The following is a 21,985-nucleotide window of genomic DNA, read 5'->3' as shown; positions in this document are numbered from 1 at the left end:
GAAATGACCAATAGACGTAAGTTCCTCACCGGTGCCGCTTTGGCCCCGGCCGCAGCACTGGCCACACCAGCCATTGCGCAAAACAAGATCCGCTGGCGGATGCAGACATATGCTGGCCCGGCATTGGCCGAGCATGTGATCAAACCTGCCATCGACAGCTTTAACAAAATTGCTGGCGATGAGATGGAAATCGAATTGTTCTTCGCTGACCAGCTTGTGCCAACGGGCGAATTGTTCCGTGCCATGCAAAAGGGCACCATTGACGCTGTGCAGTCTGATGATGACTCCATGGCTTCACCAACCGAAGTGACCGTTTTCGGCGGCTACTTCCCGTTTGCCAGCCGCTATTCTTTGGACGTGCCGGTTCTGTTCAACCAATATGGTTTGAATGAAATCTGGGACGAGGAATATTCCAAAGTGGGCGTGAAGCACCTTTCTGCTGGTGCATGGGACCCTTGCCACTTTGCCACGAAAGACCCGATCCGCAGCTTGGAAGACCTTAAAGGCAAACGCGTCTTTACCTTCCCCACAGCGGGCCGTTTCCTGAGCCAGTTTGGCGTGGTGCCGGTAACCCTGCCTTGGGAAGATATTGAGGTTGCGGTGCAAACCGGTGAGCTTGACGGCGTGGCCTGGTCAGGCATCACAGAAGACTACACTGTGGGCTGGGCCGATGTGACCAACTACTTCCTCACCAACAATATTTCAGGTGCATGGGCGGGTTCATTCTTTGCCAATATGGACCGTTATCAAGAGTTGCCAGACCACCTGAAAGAGCTGTTGAAAATTACCATGGACAGCTCTCACTATTATCGCCAATGGTGGTATTGGGGCGGTGAAGCTTCACTTCGGGTACATGGTGAGAAGATGGAACTGACCACTATTCCGGATAAGGAATGGGATCAGGTTGAAAAGGCGGCTTTGGATTTCTGGGACGAGATCGCTGCAGAATCTGAAACCAAGGCGAAGGTTGTTGAAATCTTCAAACGGTACAATGCGGATATGCAAAAAGCAGGCCGTCCGTATCGCTACAACACCTAATACAACTGGTCCCGGGGTGTCGATTTTTGCTCCGGGACATTTTTGCCAATTCGGGTCTGAGCGCCATAGCGCGTTCAGACCCTTCAGACTGACGGACCAGAATTATGCCGGGTAATTTATCATTTGAGACACTGAAAGAACTGGTCAAAAGCGGTGAGGTGGACACCGTGATTGCGGCGCTGCCCGACATGCAGGGCCGGTTGATGGGCAAGCGGTTTCACGCGGTTCATTTTGTGGAAAGCGCATGGGAAGAAACCCATTGCTGCAATTATCTTTTGGCCACCGACTTAGAAATGTTCACAGTGGAAGGCTATAAAGCCACCAGCTGGCAATCTGGCTATGGCGATTATGTGATGCAGCCGGACCTGACCACTTTGCGCCTGGTGCCCTGGCTTGAAGGCACAGCGATGGTGTTGTGCGATGTGCTTGATCACCACACCCATGAACAAATTCCCCATTCGCCGCGCGCGGTGCTGAAAAAGCAGATCGCCCGGTTAAAAGAATTAGGCTTTGAAGCCATGACCGCGACCGAGCTGGAGTTCTTTATTTTTGAAAAGAGCTTTGACGAGGTGCGGAAGTCCGGTTTCCGCGATCTGGAGCCAATCAGCGGCTATAATGAAGATTATCATATCCTGCAAACCACCAAAGAGGAGTCGATTATGCGCCCGCTGCGCAATCACCTCTATGCGGCGGGCATTCCGATTGAAAACTCAAAGGGTGAAGCCGAGGCGGGGCAGGAAGAATTGAACATCCGCTATGGCGCTGCTTTGGATTGTGCGGACAATCACACCATCGCCAAGCACGCTGCCAAAGAAATTGCATGGCAGCAGGGGCGGGCGGTAAGCTTTTTGCCCAAATGGCATCATGACCGGGTGGGCAGCTCCTCGCACGTGCACCAATCGCTTTGGCAGGATGGCAGCAATGCCTTTTATGACCCGAATGGCGAGTTGGGCATGTCGGAGCTGATGCGCAATTATATGGCCGGGCTGATCAAATATGCGCCGGACTACACCTATTTTCTGGCGCCCTATATCAACAGCTATAAGCGGTTCCAGAAGGGCACTTTTGCCCCGACCAAAACCGTGTGGTCGGTCGATAACCGCACGGCAGGTTTCCGGCTTTGTGGCGATGGCACCAAGGCCATTCGGGTGGAATGCCGCATTGGCGGATCAGATTTGAACCCTTATCTGGCCGTGGCGGCCCAATTGGCGGCTGGCATTAAGGGCATTGAAGAGAAAATGGAGCTGGCGCCCGCCACATCTGGCGATGTTTATGAGGCGCAAAAGGCTGATGAAATTCCGCAGACCTTGCGGGCGGCAATGGTGACGTTGGACAAGTCTGACATGTTGCGCGCGGCGTTTGGTGATGCGGTGGTTGACCATTATGTGCGTGCCGCAGAATGGGAACAGGAAGAGTTTGATCGGGTGGTGACGGATTATGAAATCGCCCGTGGGTTTGAAAGAGCGTAATATATGACCAAAAATGTGACATGTATCTCTCCGATTGACGGATCGGTTTATGCCGAACGTCCGGTGCTGAGCGAAAGTGATGCGAAGGCGGCTGTGGCCAAGGCAGCAGCGGCGCAAAAGGCATGGGCCAAGCGCCCATTGGACGAGCGCATTGCACTGGTGCGCGCGGGCATTGCCAAAGTGGGCGAGATGAATGACCAGATTGTTGAAGAACTGGCGTGGCAAATGGGCCGCCCGGTGCGCTTTGGCGGCGAGTTTGGCGGCTTTGAAGAGCGTGGCCTGCATATGGCGAATATCGCCGAAAAAGCATTGGCCCCGATCGAGATTGAAGAGAGTGACCAGTTCTCGCGCTATATTGAGCGCATTCCGCACGGGGTGGTGCTCGTGGTGGCACCGTGGAATTATCCTTATATGACCGCGATCAACACCGTTGCACCTGCCTTGATTGCGGGCAACAGCGTGATGCTGAAACATGCCTCGCAAACCTTGCTTGTGGGCGAACGCATGGCAGAAGCGTTCCATGCGGCAGGTGTGCCGGAAGAGGTGTTCCAGAATGTCTTTTTGGATCATGACACCACCTCCGCTTTGATCGCAGCGGGGTCGTTCGGTTTTGTGAACTTCACCGGCTCAGTGGGCGGTGGCGTGGCCATGGAAAAAGCGGCGGCAGGCACGTTCACGGGCGTGGGCACCGAATTGGGCGGCAAAGACCCTGGCTATGTGATGGAAGATGCGGATGTGGATGCGGCCGTTGCGACATTGATCGATGGCGCCATGTTCAATTCTGGCCAGTGCTGTTGCGGCATTGAACGGATTTATGTGGCGGAGAGCCTGTTCGACGAATTTGTCGAAAAGTCTTTGAAGCTGGTGTCGAGCTATAAGCTGGGCAACCCGCTCGACAGCGAAACCACCATTGGCCCAATGGCACATAAGCGCTTTGCCGAAGAAGTGCGGGCGCAAACCAACGAAGCCATTGCGGCAGGGGCGAAGCCCTTGATTGATCCGGCGCTGTTCCCTGAAGATGATGGCGGTGCATATCTGATGCCGCAAATTCTGGTGAATGTGGATCATTCCATGCGGGTGATGCGCGACGAAAGCTTTGGGCCGGTTGTGGGCATCATGAAGGTCAAAGACGATGCGGAAGCCATCAAGCTGATGAATGACAGCGAGTTTGGCCTGACCGCAGCGCTTTGGACCAAAGATATTGAGCGGGCCAAACGCATTGGCGACCAGATTGAGACCGGCACCGTGTTTATGAACCGGGCCGACTATCTGGATCCGGCCCTGTGCTGGACCGGCTGCAAAAACACCGGACGCGGCGGTGGCCTTTCCGAGATTGGCTATCACAATCTGACCCGTCCGAAATCTTATCATTTGAAGAAAGCCTAAAGAATGAAACTAGTTGGCAATTGGAATTATCCAACACCGATCCGGTTCGGTGCTGGGCGTATTGTTGAAATCGCGGATGCATGCGCAGCGGCAGGCGTTAAGAAGCCTTTGCTGGTGAGCGATAAGGGCTTGGCCAATCTGGAGATCACCACCAAAACACTCGACTTGCTGGACAAGGCCGGGCTTGGCCGCGCCATGTTTTCCGAAGTTGATCCCAACCCAAATGAGAAGAATCTCGAGGCAGGCCTGACGCAATATCGTGAAGGCGGCCATGATGGGGTGATCGCCTTTGGCGGCGGCTCAGCACTGGATTTGGGTAAAGTGATTGCCTTTATGGCGGGGCAAACGCGCCCGATTTGGGACTTTGAAGATATTGGCGACTGGTGGACCCGCGCCGATGCGGATGCGATTGCGCCGATTGTGGCTGTGCCGACAACAGCGGGTACGGGCTCTGAAGTGGGCCGTGCCTCCGTGATCACCAATTCGGTGACCCACGAGAAGAAAATCATCTTCCACCCGAAAATCTTGCCTGCGGTGGTGATTTGTGACCCGGAACTGAGCATCGGCATGCCGCCCTTTATCACGGCTGGCACGGGCATGGATGCGTTCGCCCACTGTCTTGAAGCGTTCTGTTCGCCGCATTACCACCCGATGAGCCAGGGCATTGCGCTTGAGGGCCTGCGGCTGGTGAAAGAATATCTGCCGAAAGCCTTTAAGGACGGGTCTGACATCGAAGCGCGTGCGCATATGATGTCGGCCGCGGCGATGGGCTCAACGGCGTTCCAGAAGGGCCTTGGTGCTATACACGCCCTGTCGCACCCGATTGGTGCGGTGCACAACACCCACCATGGCACCACCAATGCTGTGGTGATGCAGCCTGTGCTGCAGTTTAACCGCCCGGCGGTGGAAGATCGCTTGGCCATGGCCGCGAACTATTTGGGCATTTCTGGCGGCTTTGACGGGTTTTATGCCTTTGTGGGCGAACTCAACGACAATTTGGGCATTCCGAAAAACCTGACCGAACTGGGTATTGAAAATCCGGATTTGGACAAGCTGACCAAATCAGCCTTGCAGGACCCCAGCACGGGCGGCAATCCGGTTGAGATGACTTATGACAATACGCTCGACTTGCTGAAATCTTGCTTCTGACCCTCAGTCGTTCCCTGTAGACGACGACCTAGGCCGGCCACTTTGTGGTCGGCCTTTTTTTGTTTGGATCGTAATCCTAGCTGGATTTGTCTCGCTTTTGGAACAGCAGGCTTACGAGGCCCAACAGTGCGGACACCACGATCAGGAGCAGGGACACGGCGTTCAGCACCGGGGTGGAGCCCAGCTTCAAGCGGTCAAACATATTGATGGTGAGCGGCGCATCGGAGCCGACCAGCATCAAAGTGGTGTTGAAGTTTTCAAAGCTCATCAAAATGGCCACAACGCCAGCGCCTGCAATGGCTGGAAACAGGAAGGGCAGGGTGATCTGCCGGATCGCGCCCAGCCGTGTCGCGCCCAGATTAAGCGCGGCCTCTTCCAGTGACCGGTCGAACTTCTCCAGCCGTGCCGAGATCACCAAGGTGGCGAAGGTGGCGATAAAACTGAATTGACCCAGGATCACCAGCGGCAGGCCGGGACGCAGACCGTCGAACCACATGCCGGTGGCGTTTTCCAGATTGTTGGCCACGGCGTTGGAGAACACCAGAATGGAAATGCCCAGAATAATGCCGGGAATGATCAGCGGCAGCAGCATCAAGATATAGAAGAATTCCTTGAACTTGAAATCGTGCCGGACAAACAAAAAGGCATTGGTGGTGCCCACTGCAATTGAGAGCAGGGAAACCCAGAAGGCCACAAACATGGAGGTGCCGATGGAGCGCAGAATGGAGCGGTCATTAAACACGCCGATAAACGGGTCTTCATCGCCAAAGAACCAGGCCCAGGTGAACCCTTCCCACGGCAGGGAGGGAAAGACGCTGTTGTTGAACGCCATGAGGCACACCACGGTGAGTGGCAGCGCCAGATAGACGAAGAACAGCGTCACATATGCGCGGTAGGTCCATTTGAAGGTGTTGGATTGGGGAAGTGTTCTGATCATCTTACCGCCCCACTGTGTTGGTGAGGGACTGGCCGGAAAGCTTAAGGCCTGCCCACACAATGGTGGAGGAGAGGAGCAGAAGCAGGAAGCCGAAGGCGGACCCCAACTCCCAGTTAAACCGGGTGATGAACTGATCATAGATCAGGCCGGTGAACCACAAACTGTCTTTGCCGCCCAAAAGGATCGGCGTGAGATAGTTGCCCAGCGACAGCATAAACACCACGATGCAGCCCGAAACGATGCCGGGCATAGCGTGGGGGATGATGATTTCGCGCAGGACCGTGATGCCGTTGCCCCCGAGATCATAGCCCGCTTCAATCAGGCTGTCGTCGAGGCTGTCCAGCGTTGTGACCAGTGGCACCACCATGAACAACATGGAGGTGTAGACAAGGCCAACCATAATGGCGGCATCATTGTACAGAAATTCGATCGGTTCTGAGGCGAGGCCAATATATTGCAGGAACGACGAAAAGATGCCGGTTTCGCGCAACAGGATCATCCAGCCAAAGGTGCGCACCAGTTCGCTGACCCAGAAGGGGATAAGGCACATCAAAAACAGGGTGGTTTTGGTGCGGCCGCGGGTGAGCTTGGCGATGTAATAGGCGACGGGAAAGCCGATCAACAGCGTTAGAAATGTGGCCGAGACCGACATAAAGGCCGTGCGGGCAAAAGTGTTCCAGTAAAGCGGCTCGGTGAAAAACACCATATAGTTGCCCAGGCCGGTCACATATTCGCGCACGCCGGTTTTGACGCTGATCGACACCAGAAACATAAAAATGTGCGGGATGATGATCAGCAGCGCCAGCCACAGTAGGAAGGGCGTGAACAGCAGATAGAGGCTGAGGCGAGAGTGAACGCTGTTCATTCTAACTCTCCTTATAGCAGCGGGTTTGCGCTGCTTCCCAGCCGATATAGACTTTGTCGCCTCTGGTGAGGTCGCGGAACTGCCCGGTTTGCGGGATCGCCACGTTCAGCTCGCCGCCAGACTTTTCTTCGCGCAGCAAGATGTGGCTGTTGGCGCCGTTAAACAGGATATTTTCGATGATGCCCTGATTGAGATTTTCAACATTGTCGAGCTGGTTGGCGCTGGTGGCCAGGCGGATCGATTCCGGTCGCACATACACTTTGGCCTTGTCGCCTTGTTGCAGATTGCCGGAGGCGTCGTGGCCCTTGATGTTTAACCCGTCATCACTGACCAGTGTGGCGGCATCGCCATTGATGCTGTCCACTTTTGCGGTGAAGCTGTTGGCTTCGCCCACAAAGCCCGCGACAAAAGCAGTTTTTGGTTCGTGATATAGCTCGCGGGCGGCGCCCACCTGTTCGAACTCACCATGGTTCATCACGGCAATCTGGTCGCTCATTACCAGCGCTTCAGATTGGTCATGGGTGATATAAACAAAGGTGGTGCCAAATTCTGATTGCAGCTTTTTCAGCTCAATTTTCATATGCTCGCGCAGCTTGAGATCAAGCGCGCCGAGGGGTTCGTCCAGCAGAAGGACATCGGGTTCTAGCACCATGCAGCGGGCAATGGCCACGCGCTGTTTCTGGCCGCCAGAAAGCTGGCTTATATGGCGGCTGCCGACACCGGGCAGGCCCACCCGTTCCAAAACGGTTTCTACCCGTTTGGCAATATCTTCGCGCGGCACGCCGCGCTGGCGCAGGCCAAAGCCCACATTGGCGGCAATGTCCATCATGGGGAACAGCGCCAGATGCTGGAATACCATGGAGACCGGGCGCTTGTTGGGTGGCACGCCAAGCATGGACTTGCCTTTGATCAACAAATCGCCGCTGGAGGGCGTTTGAAAGCCGGCCACCATGCGCAAAAGGGTGGTTTTGCCACAGCCTGAGGGCCCCAAAATCGAAAAGAAGGTGCCGGTGGGCACATTGAAACTGACATTATTGACCGCTTTGAAACCATCAAAATCTTTGTTGATGTTGCGGCATTCCAAATCAAATGCAGCGGCGGCATTGGTGTTTTGTGCAGAGGCAGGTTGCTGGCTCATTCAAGGCTCCGGCGATGCAAAAGAGGCGCGAAGTTCGCGCCTCTTTCTCAAGATTGATGTGCGTACGCTTAGTTTGCGGCTTTTACGCGATCAAGTACAGCGCCTTCGAGCGTTTCGAGGTTCGCTGGCACAGTTGGGTACCACTTGATGTTATCAACAGCTTCAGGTGGGAAGCTTTCCTGATAGCGTGCTTTCAGCGCATCTTCCACGCCTTCATCGCCACCTTGAGACGCGGTAAAGTTGCCTGCAGAATTGGTGATCATCGCGGCAATTTCAGGCTGCATCACAAAGTTGATCCAGGCATAGGCGGCTTCGTCAGCACGGCCACGCTTTGGCAGAACGAATGTGTCAATCCAGCCCAAAGCGCCGGATTCAGGCGCTACGAAAGTGATGTCGGGATTGTCTGCATTCAATGACCAGCCGCCTGTGTCCCAAGCCATGGCCGCAACCACTTCGCCAGAGCGCAACAGGTTTTTGATCTCGTCGCCGCCACCCCAATATGTTTTCACATTTGGCTTACATTCGATCAGTTTTTCTTCAACCTTGGCCAAGATGTCTTTGTAGGCTTCTTCGTCATTATAAGCGGCGAAGGGGTCGAGGCCCATTGAGAAGGCAAAGCCGATCAATGTTGGGCGCTTCAGGCGGTAAGACACTTTGCCCGCAACAGAGTCGTCGCAAAGATCAAGATAGTCGGTTACGCCGCTGGCTTCAGCTTTGTTGACGATCAGGCCGGAAGTGCCCCACACATGGGGTACACCATAGATTTCGCCATTGTAGGTCGTGTTGCCCTTGGTGGCTTCCAACATGGATGGGATGAACAAGCTCTCGTCGATTTTTGAAAGATCGATTGGCTTGTAAATATCAAATTCAGCCTGGGCACCGGCAATACGGTCTTGGCTGGGTTGGGCCAAATCGAAGCCACCGCCATTTGTGGCGCGCAGTTTGGCGACCATTTCTTCGTTGTTGGATTTGGTCACTTCCACAGTGTGGCCGGTTTCCGCTTCAAACAACTCAATTACATTTTCCGGTGCGTAGCCACCCCATGTCAACAAACGCAGCGTTTCAGCCTGCGCAGATGTTGCGCCCATAACGCCTGCTGCGAGCAGTGCGATGCCTGATGTTAGAATCTTTTTCATGATTTCTCTCCACTTGAATTAAGCCGCACGCGGACCGGTTCCTCCAATTGCGTGAGCCCTTATTATTATCGCGTTTTGATCGAGCGACGGTGTGACACCTATTGAACGACCATAGCACTTTTATGACAGTTTGAAGATATTCATTCAGTTTGATGTGTCCTGTCAAGAAATTATCAGTTTTGTCATATTTGACCGAGTGGAAAAAATTGATATCAGGGGACGCTTTGCACCTGCAGCGGCCCTTGAAACGCCTGCTTATCCTTAGCCAATCACCAATTGTCGATAGATTTGCGGTAGGGCCTGGGTGAGTTTTTCCGGTTGTGGAATAATGGAAAAACGGCCGGGGCCGAACATGCGGGCAAACCAGCTTTGGCCCTTGGCATCGATGGTGATGCCATAGACAGCGTGACCCAGACGTCGGGCCTCCTGAATGGCCATGAGGGTGTCTTCAATGCCGTGGCGACCCTCATAATGGTCCAGATCGTTGGGCTTGCCATCGGTAATCACCAGCAGCAAGCGTTTATTGCTGGCCTGTTTCGCCAGATCTTTTGAGGTGTGGCGGATGGCGGCGCCCAGTCGTGTGTAAAAGCCGGGGTTAAGTGCACCGATTTTTTGCTCCACCTGCTCGGACATATGTTCATTAAAATCCTTGCATTTGGTGAGATAGACACGGTCCCGCTTTAGAGATGAAAAGGCGTTGATGGCAAAATGGTCGCCGCAGGCATTTAGCCCCCAGGCGAGGGCGGCCAGCGCCTCGCGTTCCACTTCGATCACGGAGCGGTCCCCCACCGCGCCTTCGGTGGAGCGGGAGACGTCCAGCAAGATAGACACAGCGAGATCGCGCGCTTCCGGGCGGGGTTGGCGCCAGATATTGTCGTTGCTTTCGCCACAGGCGCGCAGATCGGCCTGCGCACGCACGGCCGCGTCCATATCCAGCTCTTCGCCGTCGCGCTGGGCTGGGATGATCACCCGGCCGGGGCGCAAGGCTTCAAACTGGCGTTTGACCGCATTGATGCGGCGGGCGGATTGGGCGTCGGCGCGGAAAGAGGGAACGTCCTCTTTGATTTCGCCCTTGCTCTCAAAAACCTGACAATGGTCGGGTAAATAGGCGTTGGTACGCGTGTCCCATTCCGGGTACAGCACTTTGCCAGCCAACCGCTCGCGGTCAACATCTTCTGGAGCTAGATCCAAATGCAGTTTTAGCCTAGTTGCGGGGGCTTTGGAGATTTGGCCCAGGCCGATTTCGTCCTGATCGTCGGCTGCCTTTTTCGCGTCATCATTGTCGTCATCATCAACGCGGCGATTGAGGTTCATAAATTCGGCCCAAGAGAGGATGGCCTCAAATTTGTGCAGGATCAGGCTATCTTTCCGTTCAGCCTGATCAGATTTATGCCGCCGGGCGCGAAAAAGGCCCTTCTTGTTTACTTCCTTGGCGCGTTCGGCATCCATTGTGGCGACTTCGGAAGGGGCGCTGAAAAGCAGATCGCGGTTTTCGCACCACATGGGCACCGGTGCGAAGGGGCAATAGTTTTTTGGGGCGACAAGCCCGTCAAACTCGCCCTTTTGCATATGGTCTTGCAGCAGCTGGGCTTGCACGCTCAAGGGCGCATCATGGCCCAGCGCATGCTGGATCAATTCTTCCACCGCAGCTTCAAAACGGGGCAGCTTGTGGTTGGGGCGGAGATAAAGGCTCATCGCCGCCAGCTCTGTTTGCAGCCCGGCAAGGCCGGGACATTGTTCGATGATTTGCGCGGTGATTTCACCGGCGCGTTTGATGGCCAGAAGGTCGGCCACCAGCGGATCTTCCTGCGGTTCAAAGGCTTCAGCAAAGGCCGCGCTGGCGGTGAGCCAGACATAGAGCGCCGCATTGGCGTTTTCATCAGGGAAAAAGGCCAGCTTTTCAGGCAGGCGCAGCACTTCCCCATCAAAGGAGGCGCGGGCGACGGCCAGTTGCTCATGCCCCAGTTTTTGCCGGAAGGACATGCGCTGGTGGCTGACTTCAGCCGCTACTGGACGGATGTCGACACTATGATGCCCGCCCAAACCCCGAAAGAACACAGCGAGTCGTTTGGACAATTCGCCCAACTCGACCGTTGCCTCTTCAAACTGAACAGGCGCGGTGGCGTGTGCGGCGAAATCATGCCAGATTTTGCCGATGGTTTCTTCTGGTTCCCAGGGTTCGATATGGCGGGGATCAAAGGTCTTGTTCATCATCTTATCCAATCACGGCGGTCACAAGGTCGTTGAGGCCGAGTTTGACATCCTCATCGTCGGTCAAAGGCTCAATCATGGCTGAATGCACGGCCCGTTCCACGGGCATGCCTTTTTCGATCATGGTGGCGGCATAAACGATCAGGCGGGTGGAAATACCTTCTTCCAGATCCTGACCTTTCAGGGCCCGCAATTTGCCCGCCAGGCGCACCAGCAGTTCGGCGCGTTGTTGGCCCAGACCGCTTTCGCGCATAACAATCTGCACTTCCTGATCAAATGCGGGGAAGCCGAATTCCATGGCCAGGAAACGCTGACGGGTGGAGGGTTTCAGGGTTTTCAGAATGTTCTGATAACCCGGATTGTAAGAGGCGACGAGCATAAAGCCGGGCGCCGCTTCCAATTCTTCGCCTGTGCGATCAATGGGCAGAATGCGCCGATCGTCGGTGAGCGGGTGCAGCACCACGGTCACGTCTCTACGGGCTTCCACCACTTCGTCGAGATAGCAGATGGCACCTTCCCGCACCGCGCGGGTGAGGGGGCCGTCCACCCAGACGGTCTCGCCGCCTTTGAGCAAATAGCGCCCGATCAAATCGGCGGCGGATAGATCATCATGGCAGGCCACTGTGTAGAGCTTTTTGCCAAGCTTGGCCGCCATATGGGCGACAAAGCGGGTTTTGCCACACCCTGTTGGTCCTTTGAGCAACAGGGGGAGATTGTTGTCGTAAGCTGCTTCAAACAGATCGCATTCGTCAGCTTGCGGCAGGTAGAACGGGGCCTGAGCCCCGTCCTTTAGGTTTGTTTTGTCAAAAGTCCCATGCATGATGATTACTCCGCAGGGTTGGTCGCTTCAGCGACTTGTTTGCCGGGTTTGATGATTTCCTTTTTCGGCACGAAGATCGCATAAAGGAACAGCAGGACCCCGAGCACCACGGCGACACCGGCACCAAACCGCATCCACATAAACAGCGGAAGTTCGGCTTGAACGCTCATATAGTCTTCACCGCGCACCCGTTGCAGGTGGGTTTGCACCGTACCGGCAAAGGTGAGCACGAAGGTCATGAACACCATGCCACCAGACATCAGCCAGAATGCCGCCATGTTCAGCACTTGATTGTACGGATCACGGTTTTTAAGGATCGGCATGGCGTAGGTCATGATGGCCAGGTTAAGCGCGACATAGGCGCCGAAGAAGGCGAGGTGACCATGGGCCGCGGTGATTTGGGTGCCGTGGGTATAGTAGTTGACCCCGTGCAGTGTGTGCAGGAAGCCCCAGACGCCGGCGCCGAAGAAGGCAAGGGTGGCGCAGCCCAAAGCCCAGAGCAATGCGGCCTTGTTGGGGTGGTCACGGCGACCTTTCCACACCATGACAAAGGCGAAAGCCATCATGGCGAAGAAGGGGATCACCTCAAGGGAGGAGAAGATAGACCCGATCCACTGCCAATAGCCGGGGGTGCCGATCCAGTAATAGTGGTGACCTGTGCCCAGAATGCCGGAGAACAGGGCGGTGGCAACGATGACGTAGAGCCATTTTTCCACGATCTCCCGGTCCACACCGGTCAGCTTCAGCATCAGATAGGCGAGGATTGAGGCCATGATCAGCTCCCAAACGCCTTCTACCCACAGGTGCACAACATACCACCAATATTGCTTATCCAACGCCAGGTTCTCTGGATTGACGAAAGCAAAGAGGAACAGCAAAGCCAAGCCCCACAGGCCAACGATCAGGATGTTGGAAATGGCGGTTTTGCGGCCTTTAAGCACGGTCATGGAGATGTTGTACAAAAAGATCAGCGCGGCAGCGACAATACCCAGTTTTACCCAGCCGGGTTGCTCCAGGAATTCGCGGCCATCTTTACCCAGCAGCCAGTTGCCTTCAAAAATGTTGAACACATAGGTGATGACGACGCCTATGGTGCCGACGACCAAAATGGCCAATTGAATATAGGCCAATAGCGGCGAATGGATTTCGCGTTCAGCCTCTTCTGGTACCAGAAAATAAGCAGCGCCGAAAAAGCCGGTGATCAGCCACACAATCAAGCTGTTGGTGTGCAGCATGCGGATAATGTTAAAGGGCAGAATGTCTGACAGGAAGTTGGGAATAACATAGACCAACCCGGCCAGCAGACCGCCCGTCACCTGCACGGCGAAAAGGATCAGTGCGAAGGTGAAATACGCAAAAGCGATTTTTTGAGTTTCAAATTTCATTGTTCAGCCCTTTCTTAACCGGCATCATTGGGCGGCCAGCCCTGGGTGTCGATTGTGCCTGTCCAGAGCAAGAAGTCTGTCAGGTGCTTTAATTCTTCATCGGTCAAATTGAATTGCGGCATTTGGCGACGGCCTTGGATGCCGGTGGGCTGAGCTTCCATCCAACCTTTGAATACTTCAAAGGCGACTTCTGGATCGTCCTGAACGCCCCAGCGATGCATCACATTGCCCAATTCCGGTGCGAAATAAGCGCCTTCGCCCAGAATAGAGTGGCAGTTGATGCAGGCTTTGACTTCCCAAAGGCGTTTGCCCTTGGCTACGCTTTCATTCAGCCCAGCGTGATCTGTGGAGACATTTTCAATGTACCAATGTGAGTGGGCAGAAAGACCCACAAATATCAGGATGAAGAACAGCGACCCGCCATAAAAAATATTGCGTGCTGCGTTCTTCGTGAGAACTTCCCGCATGCTTACCTCCTTTAAGAAACGTGCAGATGGAGGCAAATTAGCGAGTCATCGATATTCTTCTTTGCGCGGGCGCAAAGAACAGCATCATTGTCCGCATTATCCTGATGAAAAAGGAGCTTGAAATGCTTGACGGATTTCCTCAGTTTGATGGACTGGCACTAGTCCTTTATCCCTTTGTCTGGGGGGCGGTGGCCATCAATCTTTTTATGCTCAGCCTTGGATGGCAGGTCTTCGGCTTTGCCGTTCTTTCTCCCTATCAGGCCATGATTTTTGCTGTTCCATTTGCCGTGCCGGCCAACTGGCTCTGCACAAAATGGGTGCGTGGGCTGATCGCCGAAGCGGACAAATAGGCACGCGTTGCTTGATAATCACTGCTCAGTTGGAACACTGGTCCTAAGCGCTGAGATTTGCGTGAGTTATTGAAATATTTTCGGTTTTTCTACGCGATGCCCAAGTACTCAGTCTGGTCTTGTTGAATTACTTTCAAAAAGAAGAATGTTTTTAATCATCATTAACCGGTGCTGGGTTAGTTTGTTGAACAATTTTATTTGCTGGGGGTTCAATGATGATCGCAAAACTGGGAATTAGGGCCCGCATTATAGGGGGATTTGGCGCCATTGTGGCCTTCCTCGTGGTGGTGAGTGCCGTATCATTTTGGGGGCTGCAAACCTTATCGGGCGTGACTGATCGTTATCAGCAAACGATTTCACAGGCCGGTGAGGTGAGCGATTATGTGGCGGACTATCATCAGATGGTGTTGTCCCTACAAAAATATTCAGCGAACCCAACTGCAGAACTGGCACAGGAAGCGCGCGTCTGGATTGATGATGTGGCGACAAATGACCCGGAAGGGGTTGCTAAGTTTGCCGACATTCCAGAAGCCATGGCGCAAATTGATGCCATTGAGATTGCGGGTGCGAATTTGCGTGATACATTTGATACGATCATCGTGTTGGAAGAGCAACGCGCGGCGGCAAAAGCAAGCCTAGACGCCGCTTCGAGCGGTTTGTCTGAAGCAAACGAGGCTTTGACCTCAACAACCAATCTGGCCTTTATGCCAGCCCTTGCGGCAGCTGTAAGCGGGGCGGCAAGTCAATCCGCCAAACTGCAATTGCTGGGCGCGCAGTATCTGCAGACCGCAGATGAAGCGATTTATGCCGAATTTGAAACCAGCAGCAAGGCCACGTCTCAGGTATTTGACAAGCTGATCAAATCAGATGGTGACGGGCCAGTTGGTCCCAAACTTCAGGCAGTTGCCGCAAGTTTGACCGCCTATAGTGATGCCATGAGCCAGCACCGTGAACTCACCCAGAGTATCAATGCACTGCAGGCTCAGGAGATTCAGGCCTATGCCGATGAATTGGCTGCCAGCTATGGTGTGCTGACCAGCGTTTTACGTCAAAATCAAGATGCGCTTGGCCCGGTGGCCCAGGCCACAGCCCAAAACGCCATTATGATTGTGTTGGCCGTTGCCGGGTTTGCGATTTTGCTTGGCACAGTGCTGGCCTATATCACTGGCAATTGGTTGACCCGCACCATCTCCAACATGTCGATTAATATGGAGCGGTTGGCCAAAGGTGAGTTTGATGTGGATTTGAGTGATGCACCAAAGTCCAACGAACTTGGCCTGATGGCCCGGGCGCTTGAAACCTTCCGCTCTAACGGGTTGGAGATGCGCAAGCTGGATGAGGAAAAAGAGAAAAAGCGGGCGCACGAAATGAGTGAGCAGCAGGTGCGCAACGCCTTGCAGGATGAAGTGCGTCGGGTTGTTTCTGCTGCAGTGGCGGGCGACTTCTCGGAACGTATTGAAGGCCAGTATGAGCAAGAGGACTTGCGCCAGTTGGGCGATGCGGTCAACGCGCTGGTGGAAACGGTCGATCGCGGCTTAGATGAGTCCGGTCAGGTATTGGCAGCTTTGGCACAAACCGATTTGTCCAAGCGGGTGAACGGCCATTATGAAGGCGCATTCAAGAAGCTAAAAATGGACACCAATGCAGTGGCCGACAAGCTGAGTGAGATTGTTGAGCGGTTGCGCACCACCTCACGCGGGGTGAAACAAGCCACCGGTGAAATCTTGGCTGGTGCGAATGATCTGAGTGAACGTACCACCAAGCAGGCGGCAACCATTGAAGAAACGTCAGCGGCAGTTGAGCAACTGGCGAACACGGTGATGGAAAACTCACGCCGGGCCGAAGATGCATCTGTGAAATCACGGCATGTGCGGGAAGAAGCGCAGACTGGCGGCGAAGTTATGGATCAGGCTACGGATGCGATGGGCAAAATCAAAGCATCGTCCAGCAAGATCTCAAATATTATTGGCATGATTGACGATATTGCCTTCCAGACCAATCTGCTGGCCTTGAACGCGTCTGTTGAAGCGGCGCGCGCCGGTGAAGCTGGCCAGGGCTTTGCGGTTGTGGCTGTTGAGGTGCGTCGTCTGGCCCAATCGGCTGCCGAAGCCTCCAATGAGGTCAAGCAACTGATTGAGCAGAGTGCAAGCGAAGTTGAAAATGGCTCCACCCTTGTGGCTTCTGCCGCGGAGCGTTTGCAACATATGCTTGAGGCGGTGAAGGAAAATGACGTGCTGATTGACGGCATTGCCCGCGACAGCAAAGAGCAGGCGTCTGCCATCGAAGAAGTGAGCGTGGCCGTGCGGGATATGGACAATATGACCCAGCACAATGCTGCTTTGGTGGAAGAAACCAATGCCGCGATTGAGCAGACTGAAGCGCAGGCCAGCGAACTTGACCGTATTGTGGATGTGTTCAAAACGGGACGTTCCCGAAGCTTTACGGATGAGGAAGAGCTTGATGAGGGTTTTGCGGCCTAACGACCTGCCGCAATAGATCTAAAAAGCCGCGCTTTGGATTTCACAGCGCGGCTTTTGTTTGTTCAAATGTGATGTGTGCCAATTTCTCCGGATTGCGCAGAATATAGAATTCAGCAACTTTGTTGTCCGGTGTCCAGCTAAATGACCAGGCTTGCACATCGCCCTCTTCATCACGAATAATGAAGCCAGGGGCGCCGTTAATTGTGGTCAATTTAATGTCCTCCGCCCCCGGGCGCCCAAATTTTTTGGCTACCCCAACAAAGAAACGTGTGATTTTTTCACGGCCATAGATCGGCAGGAGCGTCGCGGACTTGATGCCGCCGCCATCGGTGACCAACACAGCATCTTCTGCGATAAAGCTGACGAAACTGTCCAAATCGCCGGTTTGCAGCGCGGTCATAAAAGAACTGATCAATGGGTCATCGGCTGGGCGAGGCAATGTTTCGTCGCCATCGCTGCGTACTTTTTGCCGCGCCCGCGAGGCCAGCTTGCGGCAGGACGCTTCTGATCGCTCTAACGTTTTGGCGATTTGATCAAACGGCAAATCAAAAACGTCATGCAGCAAAAAGGCAGCACGTTCGGGCGCGGTGAGTTTTTCCAAGGTGGCCATCAGCGCAAAGGAGATGTCATCGGCTTTTTGGGTAATGTTGTCTGGAGATTCTGCTGTTTCGGTCAATAAGGGCTCGGGCAACCACGAACCAACATAGCTGGTGCGCTTTGTTTTGGCGGAGCGCAGATGGTCTAGCGATAAGCGGGTGACAATTGTGGTGAGAAAGCCTTGCGGATTGTGGATTTCATCTAAACTGGATTGGCACCAGCGCACAAAGCTGTCCTGCACCATGTCTTCGGCATCCGCAACGGAACCGAGCATGCGATAGGCCAGACTGAACAGCCGATTGCGCTCAGCTTCAAATATCTCTGTTTTGTCCTGGTCCTGCATTCGACCCTCCATTTCTGCTGCTTAGACGGTTGGGCTTCAAAAAATGTGACCGATCTTGGTCACATTTCCAAGCGCTCATTCGTCTGACTTTCAAAATGAAGGAGAAAATGATGACCCGACTGGTTCAATGGGCACTTGCCGCCTGGTTTTTGGGCTTTGGATTTTGGATGTTTTTCACCCCCATGAGTTTTTATCAACTCACGCCGGACGTTGCGGATATGGGGCCATTTAATCGGCATTTTGTGATGGATATCGGGCTGGTGTTTTTCGCCAGTGGCGGGGCCATGGCTTATGGCATTTACCGCCAGGACAAGACCGCAATCGTTTGCGGTACCCTTTGGCCGATGTTCCACGCAATTTTTCATATTTTCATTTGGTTTCAGCGTGGTGTGCCATTCGATTTTGTGGCGTTCAGCAATCTGTTTAGCATTCAGCTGCCCGCGTGGGCGGCATTTGTCTTAGCGTTGAAATTCACACACCGGAGTAACCAATATGCTTAAATCTCTTTTGCACGGCAGCACCAAAAGTTTCGAAAAACAATATGGCTATGATGCTGGCTATATGCATCAAATCATTGATGTGTCGTCCACCGCGGGTTTAAGGCTTGGTCTTCTGCCGATGCTCAGCCAATATCGCGGGCCCAAGGCCGCCAAAGCGATTTGGGCGGGCGCGGCTTTGGCGTTCATGCTGGACGCTGATTGCGGATCATGTGCCCAATTGATTGTCGATCAGTCGATTGAATTGGGGGTTGATCCCAAACAGTTGGAGATTTGTGCCAAAGGTGAGGCTGACCCTTCACATGATTGCAGGTTGGGCTTTTTATTTGCACAGGCAGCCATATCCGGTGCCATGGATGTGGGCGAGCTGCGGGCTGAAATCGTACGTCGATATGGCGAAGAAGCTGCGGTGGCAGCGGGTTTTGCGGCGGCCTGCGGGCGGGTTTATCCTGTTCTTAAGCGCGCGATGGGCAATGTGGATGCGTGTGCCTTGTTGCGGTTTGAACCGGCAGTACAAAACGCGCCTGCTTGACAGAAACCAAGAACAGCGCTACCCCAAAAGAACTGCAGGGGGGTCCCGCCAAGGGGACTGAGAGGCTGACAGAATAGCAATATTCGGTGACGCGACCCTTTGAACCTGACCCAGTTGATACTGGCGTAGGAAGCGAAAATTTGCGGCACCGAACCGGGGTCGTGATATCTTTGTTGAGGGGATAAGTCCCTTCGTTTCCAGCCATAATTCTTCTGGTGTCTTTTTGAGTTTAGAACTTAAGGAGCGCCAAAATGGATTTGCCTAATCCCAAAATTACCGAAGACCAATTGCCCGCATCTCGCAAAATTTATGTTGAGAGCGAACGCTTTGATGATGTGCGTGTGCCCATGCGCGAAATCTCTGTGCACCCGACGGCTGGCGAACCGCCCTTGCCCGTTTATGACAGTTCCGGGCCGTACACCGATCCGAATTTCACAGCAGACATTCAAGCAGGTCTGCCGCAATTGCGGCGCAAATGGATTGAAGCGCGGGGAGATGTGGAGACCTATCAAGGCCGCGACATTCAACCCGCAGACAATGGCTTTGTGGAAGGGGATCGGCTGACGCCCGAATTTCCGGTGAAACCACAGCCATTGCGGGCGAAGCCGGGCAAAGCGGTGACCCAGCTTGCTTATGCGCGGCAGGGCATTGTGACGCCGGAAATGGAATTTATCGCCATTCGCGAAAATCAGTTGCGCGAAGCGATCAAAGAAGAGCGTGATGGGCAAGATTGGGGCGCGAACATCCCTGATTATGTGACAGCTGAATTTGTGCGCGATGAAGTGGCCGCAGGCCGCGCCATCATCCCGGCCAATATCAACCACCCTGAATGTGAGCCGATGATTATTGGCCGCAATTTTCTGGTGAAAATCAATGCCAATATGGGCACCTCTGCGGTTACCTCCTCGATGGAAGAAGAGGTGGACAAGATGGTCTGGGCGATCCGCTGGGGTGCGGATACCGTGATGGACTTGTCCACGGGCCGCAATATTCACAATACGCGGGAATGGATTATCCGCAATTCGCCAGTGCCGATTGGCACGGTGCCGATTTATCAGGCGCTGGAAAAGGTGAATGGCATTGCCGAAGACCTGACCTGGGAAGTGTTCCGCGACACACTGATCGAGCAGGCCGAGCAGGGGGTGGATTATTTCACCATCCATGCGGGTGTGCGCTTGCATATGGTGCCGATGACGGTGAACCGGGTGACCGGGATCGTCTCCCGCGGTGGTTCGATCATGGCCAAATGGTGTCTGCACCATCACAAAGAGAGCTTCCTTTACGAGCATTTTGATGAAATTTGCGACATTTGTCGCGCTTATGATGTGAGCTTTTCATTGGGTGATGGCTTGCGTCCCGGTTCGATTGCTGACGCCAATGATGAAGCGCAATTTGCCGAGTTGGAAACGTTGGGTGAATTGACCAAAATTGCTTGGGCGAAAGATTGTCAGGTGATGATTGAGGGGCCGGGCCATGTGGCCATGCACAAGATCAAGGAAAATATGGACAAGCAGTTGGAATGTTGCCATGAGGCGCCGTTCTATACGCTTGGGCCACTGACCACTGATATTGCGCCGGGCTATGACCATATCACCTCTGGCATCGGAGCGGCGATGATTGGTTGGTTTGGTTGCGCCATGCTTTGCTATGTGACGCCAAAAGAGCATTTGGGCCTGCCCAATCGGGATGATGTGAAAACCGGGGTGATCACCTATAAGATCGCGGCGCATGCAGCGGATTTGGCCAAAGGGTTGCCCGGGGCGCAGCGGCGTGATGATGCGCTTAGCCGAGCGCGGTTTGAGTTCCGGTGGGAAGATCAGTTCAACCTGTCACTGGACCCGGACACGGCGCGGGATTTCCACGATCAGACCTTGCCGAAAGAGGCGCATAAGGTGGCGCATTTCTGCTCCATGTGCGGGCCGAAATTCTGCTCAATGCGGATCAGCCACGATATTCGCGCCGAGGCGCAGAAAGAAGGCATGGAAGCTATGGCGGAGAAATTCCGTGAAGGCGGCGATCTTTATATGCCGATCAAGGAGCCGGGCGAATGATCACGATTGCCGGGGCCGGGGTTGCCGGCCTTTGCGTCGCGCTCGAGTTGGCGCGGCGCGGGCATCAGGTGACCGTTTTTGAACAGGGCGAAAGCCTTGAACTCAATCAAAGCTCGCATTTGGCCGGGGGCATGTTGGCCCCCTGGTGCGAAAAGGTGAGTGCGCCGGAAGATGTGGTGCGGCTTGGCGCCGGGGCTGCCGATTGGTGGGCCAAGGTGACTGAGGTGCAGCGCACCGGCACATTGGTGGTGGCGCCGCCGCGTGACCAAGCCGAATTGCGCCAATTTGCCAGCCGCACCGAACAATATGAGCAACTGGGGGACAACCGGATCGCCGATCTGGAGCCGGATCTTGCCGGGCGGTTTTCCAAGGCGTTGTTTTTTGATCAGGAGTGTCATTTAGACCCGCGGCAAGCGCGGCAGGACTTGGTGCGCCAGATTGAAGAACTGGGCAGTGAGGTGCGGTTTGGCGAACCCGCGCCGGAGCGCGTGGACATTGATTGCCGTGGCGGGGCTGTAGATTTGCCGGAACTGCGCATGGTGCGGGGTGAAATGGTGATGCTGGAGTGTCCAGATGTTACGATCACCCGCACCGTGCGGCTGCTGCATCCGCGTATTCCGATCTATCTGGTACCGCGTGGCAACGGCATTTACATGCTTGGGGCAACGATGGTGGAGAGCGATTCATGGCGGGCGATCAGCCTACGGTCCGCACTGGAATTGTTGGGCGCGGCCTTTGCGCTGCACCCTGGCTTTGGCGAGGCTAGCGTGATTGAAACCGGCGTCGGTCTACGCCCGGCCTTTCCTGACAATCTGCCGCGCATCATCAAGCGCGACGATACCTATCATTTGAATGGATTTTACCGACATGGCTATTTGCTTGCGCCCGCCATGGCGCAGCAATTGGCCGATCAGTTTGAGCAGGAGCAAATGAAATGCGCATCCTAGTCAATGGCGAAGCGACAGAGGTCAACGCGGCCAATATTGCGGCAGCGCTGGACGAATTGTCCTATGAAGGCGAGGCGCTGGCCACGGCTTTAAATGGTCAGTTTGTGGCGCGGGAGCTGCGGCAGGAAACCGCGTTGCAGGCGGGGGATCAGCTCGAAATTCTTGCGCCGATGCAGGGAGGGTGACC

Annotated in this window: 20 protein-coding genes and 1 riboswitch; of the genes, 11 read left to right on the top strand and 9 right to left on the bottom strand. The window is 54.5% G+C overall.

Annotated features, from left to right (window positions below; genetic code table 11):
• Positions 1-3 precede the first annotated feature (3 nt).
• The 4 genes from L1I42_RS12225 (at position 4) to L1I42_RS12210 (ending at position 5,042) form a co-directional block, all read left to right on the top strand.
• On the top strand, positions 4-1,038 hold the full coding sequence (locus tag L1I42_RS12225) for a TRAP transporter substrate-binding protein (protein WP_236114844.1): 1,035 nt from the start codon (positions 4-6) through the stop codon (positions 1,036-1,038).
• A gap of 104 nt (positions 1,039-1,142) precedes the next feature.
• Positions 1,143-2,507, top strand: coding sequence for a glutamine synthetase family protein (locus L1I42_RS12220; protein ID WP_236114843.1), 1,365 nt, complete (start codon positions 1,143-1,145; stop codon positions 2,505-2,507).
• 3 nt (positions 2,508-2,510) lie between these two features.
• Positions 2,511-3,893, top strand: a complete 1,383-nt coding sequence (locus tag L1I42_RS12215) for an aldehyde dehydrogenase family protein (RefSeq protein WP_236114842.1) — start codon at positions 2,511-2,513, stop codon at positions 3,891-3,893.
• A 3-nt stretch (positions 3,894-3,896) separates the two neighbouring features.
• A complete protein-coding gene (locus L1I42_RS12210; protein ID WP_236114840.1) occupies positions 3,897-5,042 on the top strand; it encodes an iron-containing alcohol dehydrogenase in 1,146 nt (381 codons plus the stop codon).
• A gap of 76 nt (positions 5,043-5,118) precedes the next feature.
• On the opposite strand, the gene L1I42_RS12205 is transcribed toward L1I42_RS12210, so the two are convergent.
• The 8 genes from L1I42_RS12205 to L1I42_RS12170 form a co-directional block, all read right to left on the bottom strand.
• Entirely contained in the window at positions 5,119-5,979 is an 861-nt protein-coding gene (locus L1I42_RS12205) for an ABC transporter permease (RefSeq protein WP_236114838.1), read from the bottom strand.
• Position 5,980: 1 nt separating this feature from the next.
• On the bottom strand, positions 5,981-6,844 hold the full coding sequence (locus L1I42_RS12200) for an ABC transporter permease (RefSeq protein WP_236114836.1): 864 nt from the start codon (positions 6,842-6,844) through the stop codon (positions 5,981-5,983).
• 1 nt (position 6,845) lies between these two features.
• Entirely contained in the window at positions 6,846-7,982 is a 1,137-nt protein-coding gene (locus L1I42_RS12195; protein ID WP_236114835.1) for an ABC transporter ATP-binding protein, read from the bottom strand.
• Positions 7,983-8,050: 68 nt separating this feature from the next.
• The gene (locus L1I42_RS12190; RefSeq protein WP_255769290.1) at positions 8,051-9,118 is read right to left on the bottom strand and encodes an extracellular solute-binding protein; all 1,068 of its coding nucleotides are present in this window, start codon (positions 9,116-9,118) and stop codon (positions 8,051-8,053) included.
• Between the two features lie 261 nt (positions 9,119-9,379).
• Positions 9,380-11,329 carry a nitric oxide reductase activation protein NorD gene (locus L1I42_RS12185; protein ID WP_236114833.1) on the bottom strand — a complete coding sequence of 650 codons (1,950 nt, stop codon included), beginning with the start codon at positions 11,327-11,329 and terminating at the stop codon, positions 9,380-9,382.
• A gap of 4 nt (positions 11,330-11,333) precedes the next feature.
• Entirely contained in the window at positions 11,334-12,149 is an 816-nt protein-coding gene (locus L1I42_RS12180) for a CbbQ/NirQ/NorQ/GpvN family protein (protein ID WP_236114831.1), read from the bottom strand.
• Positions 12,150-12,154: 5 nt separating this feature from the next.
• Entirely contained in the window at positions 12,155-13,534 is a 1,380-nt protein-coding gene (locus L1I42_RS12175) for a cbb3-type cytochrome c oxidase subunit I (protein ID WP_236114829.1), read from the bottom strand.
• 14 nt (positions 13,535-13,548) lie between these two features.
• Positions 13,549-14,001: a c-type cytochrome gene (locus L1I42_RS12170; protein ID WP_236114827.1), complete on the bottom strand. Its 453-nt coding sequence runs from the start codon at positions 13,999-14,001 to the stop codon at positions 13,549-13,551.
• Between the two features lie 122 nt (positions 14,002-14,123).
• Here L1I42_RS12170 and L1I42_RS12165 point away from each other — a divergent pair, with 122 nt between their 5' ends.
• Positions 14,124-14,351, top strand: coding sequence for a hypothetical protein (locus L1I42_RS12165; RefSeq protein WP_236114825.1), 228 nt, complete (start codon positions 14,124-14,126; stop codon positions 14,349-14,351).
• Positions 14,352-14,563: 212 nt separating this feature from the next.
• The gene (locus L1I42_RS12160) at positions 14,564-16,831 is read left to right on the top strand and encodes a methyl-accepting chemotaxis protein (RefSeq protein ID WP_236114824.1); all 2,268 of its coding nucleotides are present in this window, start codon (positions 14,564-14,566) and stop codon (positions 16,829-16,831) included.
• Positions 16,832-16,871: 40 nt separating this feature from the next.
• Here L1I42_RS12160 and L1I42_RS12155 read toward each other — a convergent pair whose 3' ends face one another.
• A complete protein-coding gene (locus L1I42_RS12155; protein WP_236114822.1) occupies positions 16,872-17,771 on the bottom strand; it encodes a sigma-70 family RNA polymerase sigma factor in 900 nt (299 codons plus the stop codon).
• A 110-nt stretch (positions 17,772-17,881) separates the two neighbouring features.
• Between L1I42_RS12155 and L1I42_RS12150 the strand changes: the two genes are divergently transcribed.
• The 5 genes from L1I42_RS12150 (at position 17,882) to thiS (ending at position 21,983) form a co-directional block, all read left to right on the top strand.
• A complete protein-coding gene (locus L1I42_RS12150; protein WP_236114819.1) occupies positions 17,882-18,271 on the top strand; it encodes a hypothetical protein in 390 nt (129 codons plus the stop codon).
• Positions 18,264-18,800 carry a hypothetical protein gene (locus L1I42_RS12145; RefSeq protein ID WP_236114818.1) on the top strand — a complete coding sequence of 179 codons (537 nt, stop codon included), beginning with the start codon at positions 18,264-18,266 and terminating at the stop codon, positions 18,798-18,800. Before L1I42_RS12150 ends, L1I42_RS12145 begins: the two co-directional genes overlap by 8 nt.
• Positions 18,801-18,826: 26 nt before the next feature.
• A riboswitch (TPP riboswitch) is annotated at positions 18,827-18,949 on the top strand.
• A 102-nt stretch (positions 18,950-19,051) separates the two neighbouring features.
• A complete protein-coding gene (gene thiC, locus L1I42_RS12140) occupies positions 19,052-20,851 on the top strand; it encodes a phosphomethylpyrimidine synthase ThiC (RefSeq protein WP_236114816.1) in 1,800 nt (599 codons plus the stop codon).
• The gene (locus tag L1I42_RS12135; protein WP_236114815.1) at positions 20,848-21,798 is read left to right on the top strand and encodes an FAD-dependent oxidoreductase; all 951 of its coding nucleotides are present in this window, start codon (positions 20,848-20,850) and stop codon (positions 21,796-21,798) included. The genes thiC and L1I42_RS12135 overlap by 4 nt, the downstream gene beginning before the upstream one ends.
• Positions 21,786-21,983 (top strand): sulfur carrier protein ThiS, encoded by a 198-nt coding sequence (gene thiS, locus L1I42_RS12130; RefSeq protein WP_236114814.1) that lies wholly within the window; start codon positions 21,786-21,788, stop codon positions 21,981-21,983. Before L1I42_RS12135 ends, thiS begins: the two co-directional genes overlap by 13 nt.
• The last annotated feature ends 2 nt before the right edge of the window (positions 21,984-21,985 follow it).

Origin of the sequence: Maritalea mediterranea (genome assembly GCF_021568695.1) — a bacterium.
In the GTDB taxonomy this organism is placed as follows: domain Bacteria; phylum Pseudomonadota; class Alphaproteobacteria; order Rhizobiales; family Devosiaceae; genus Maritalea; species Maritalea mediterranea.
Note: the sequence above shows the minus strand (reverse complement) of the source record. Positions and strands in the feature narration are given on the sequence as shown.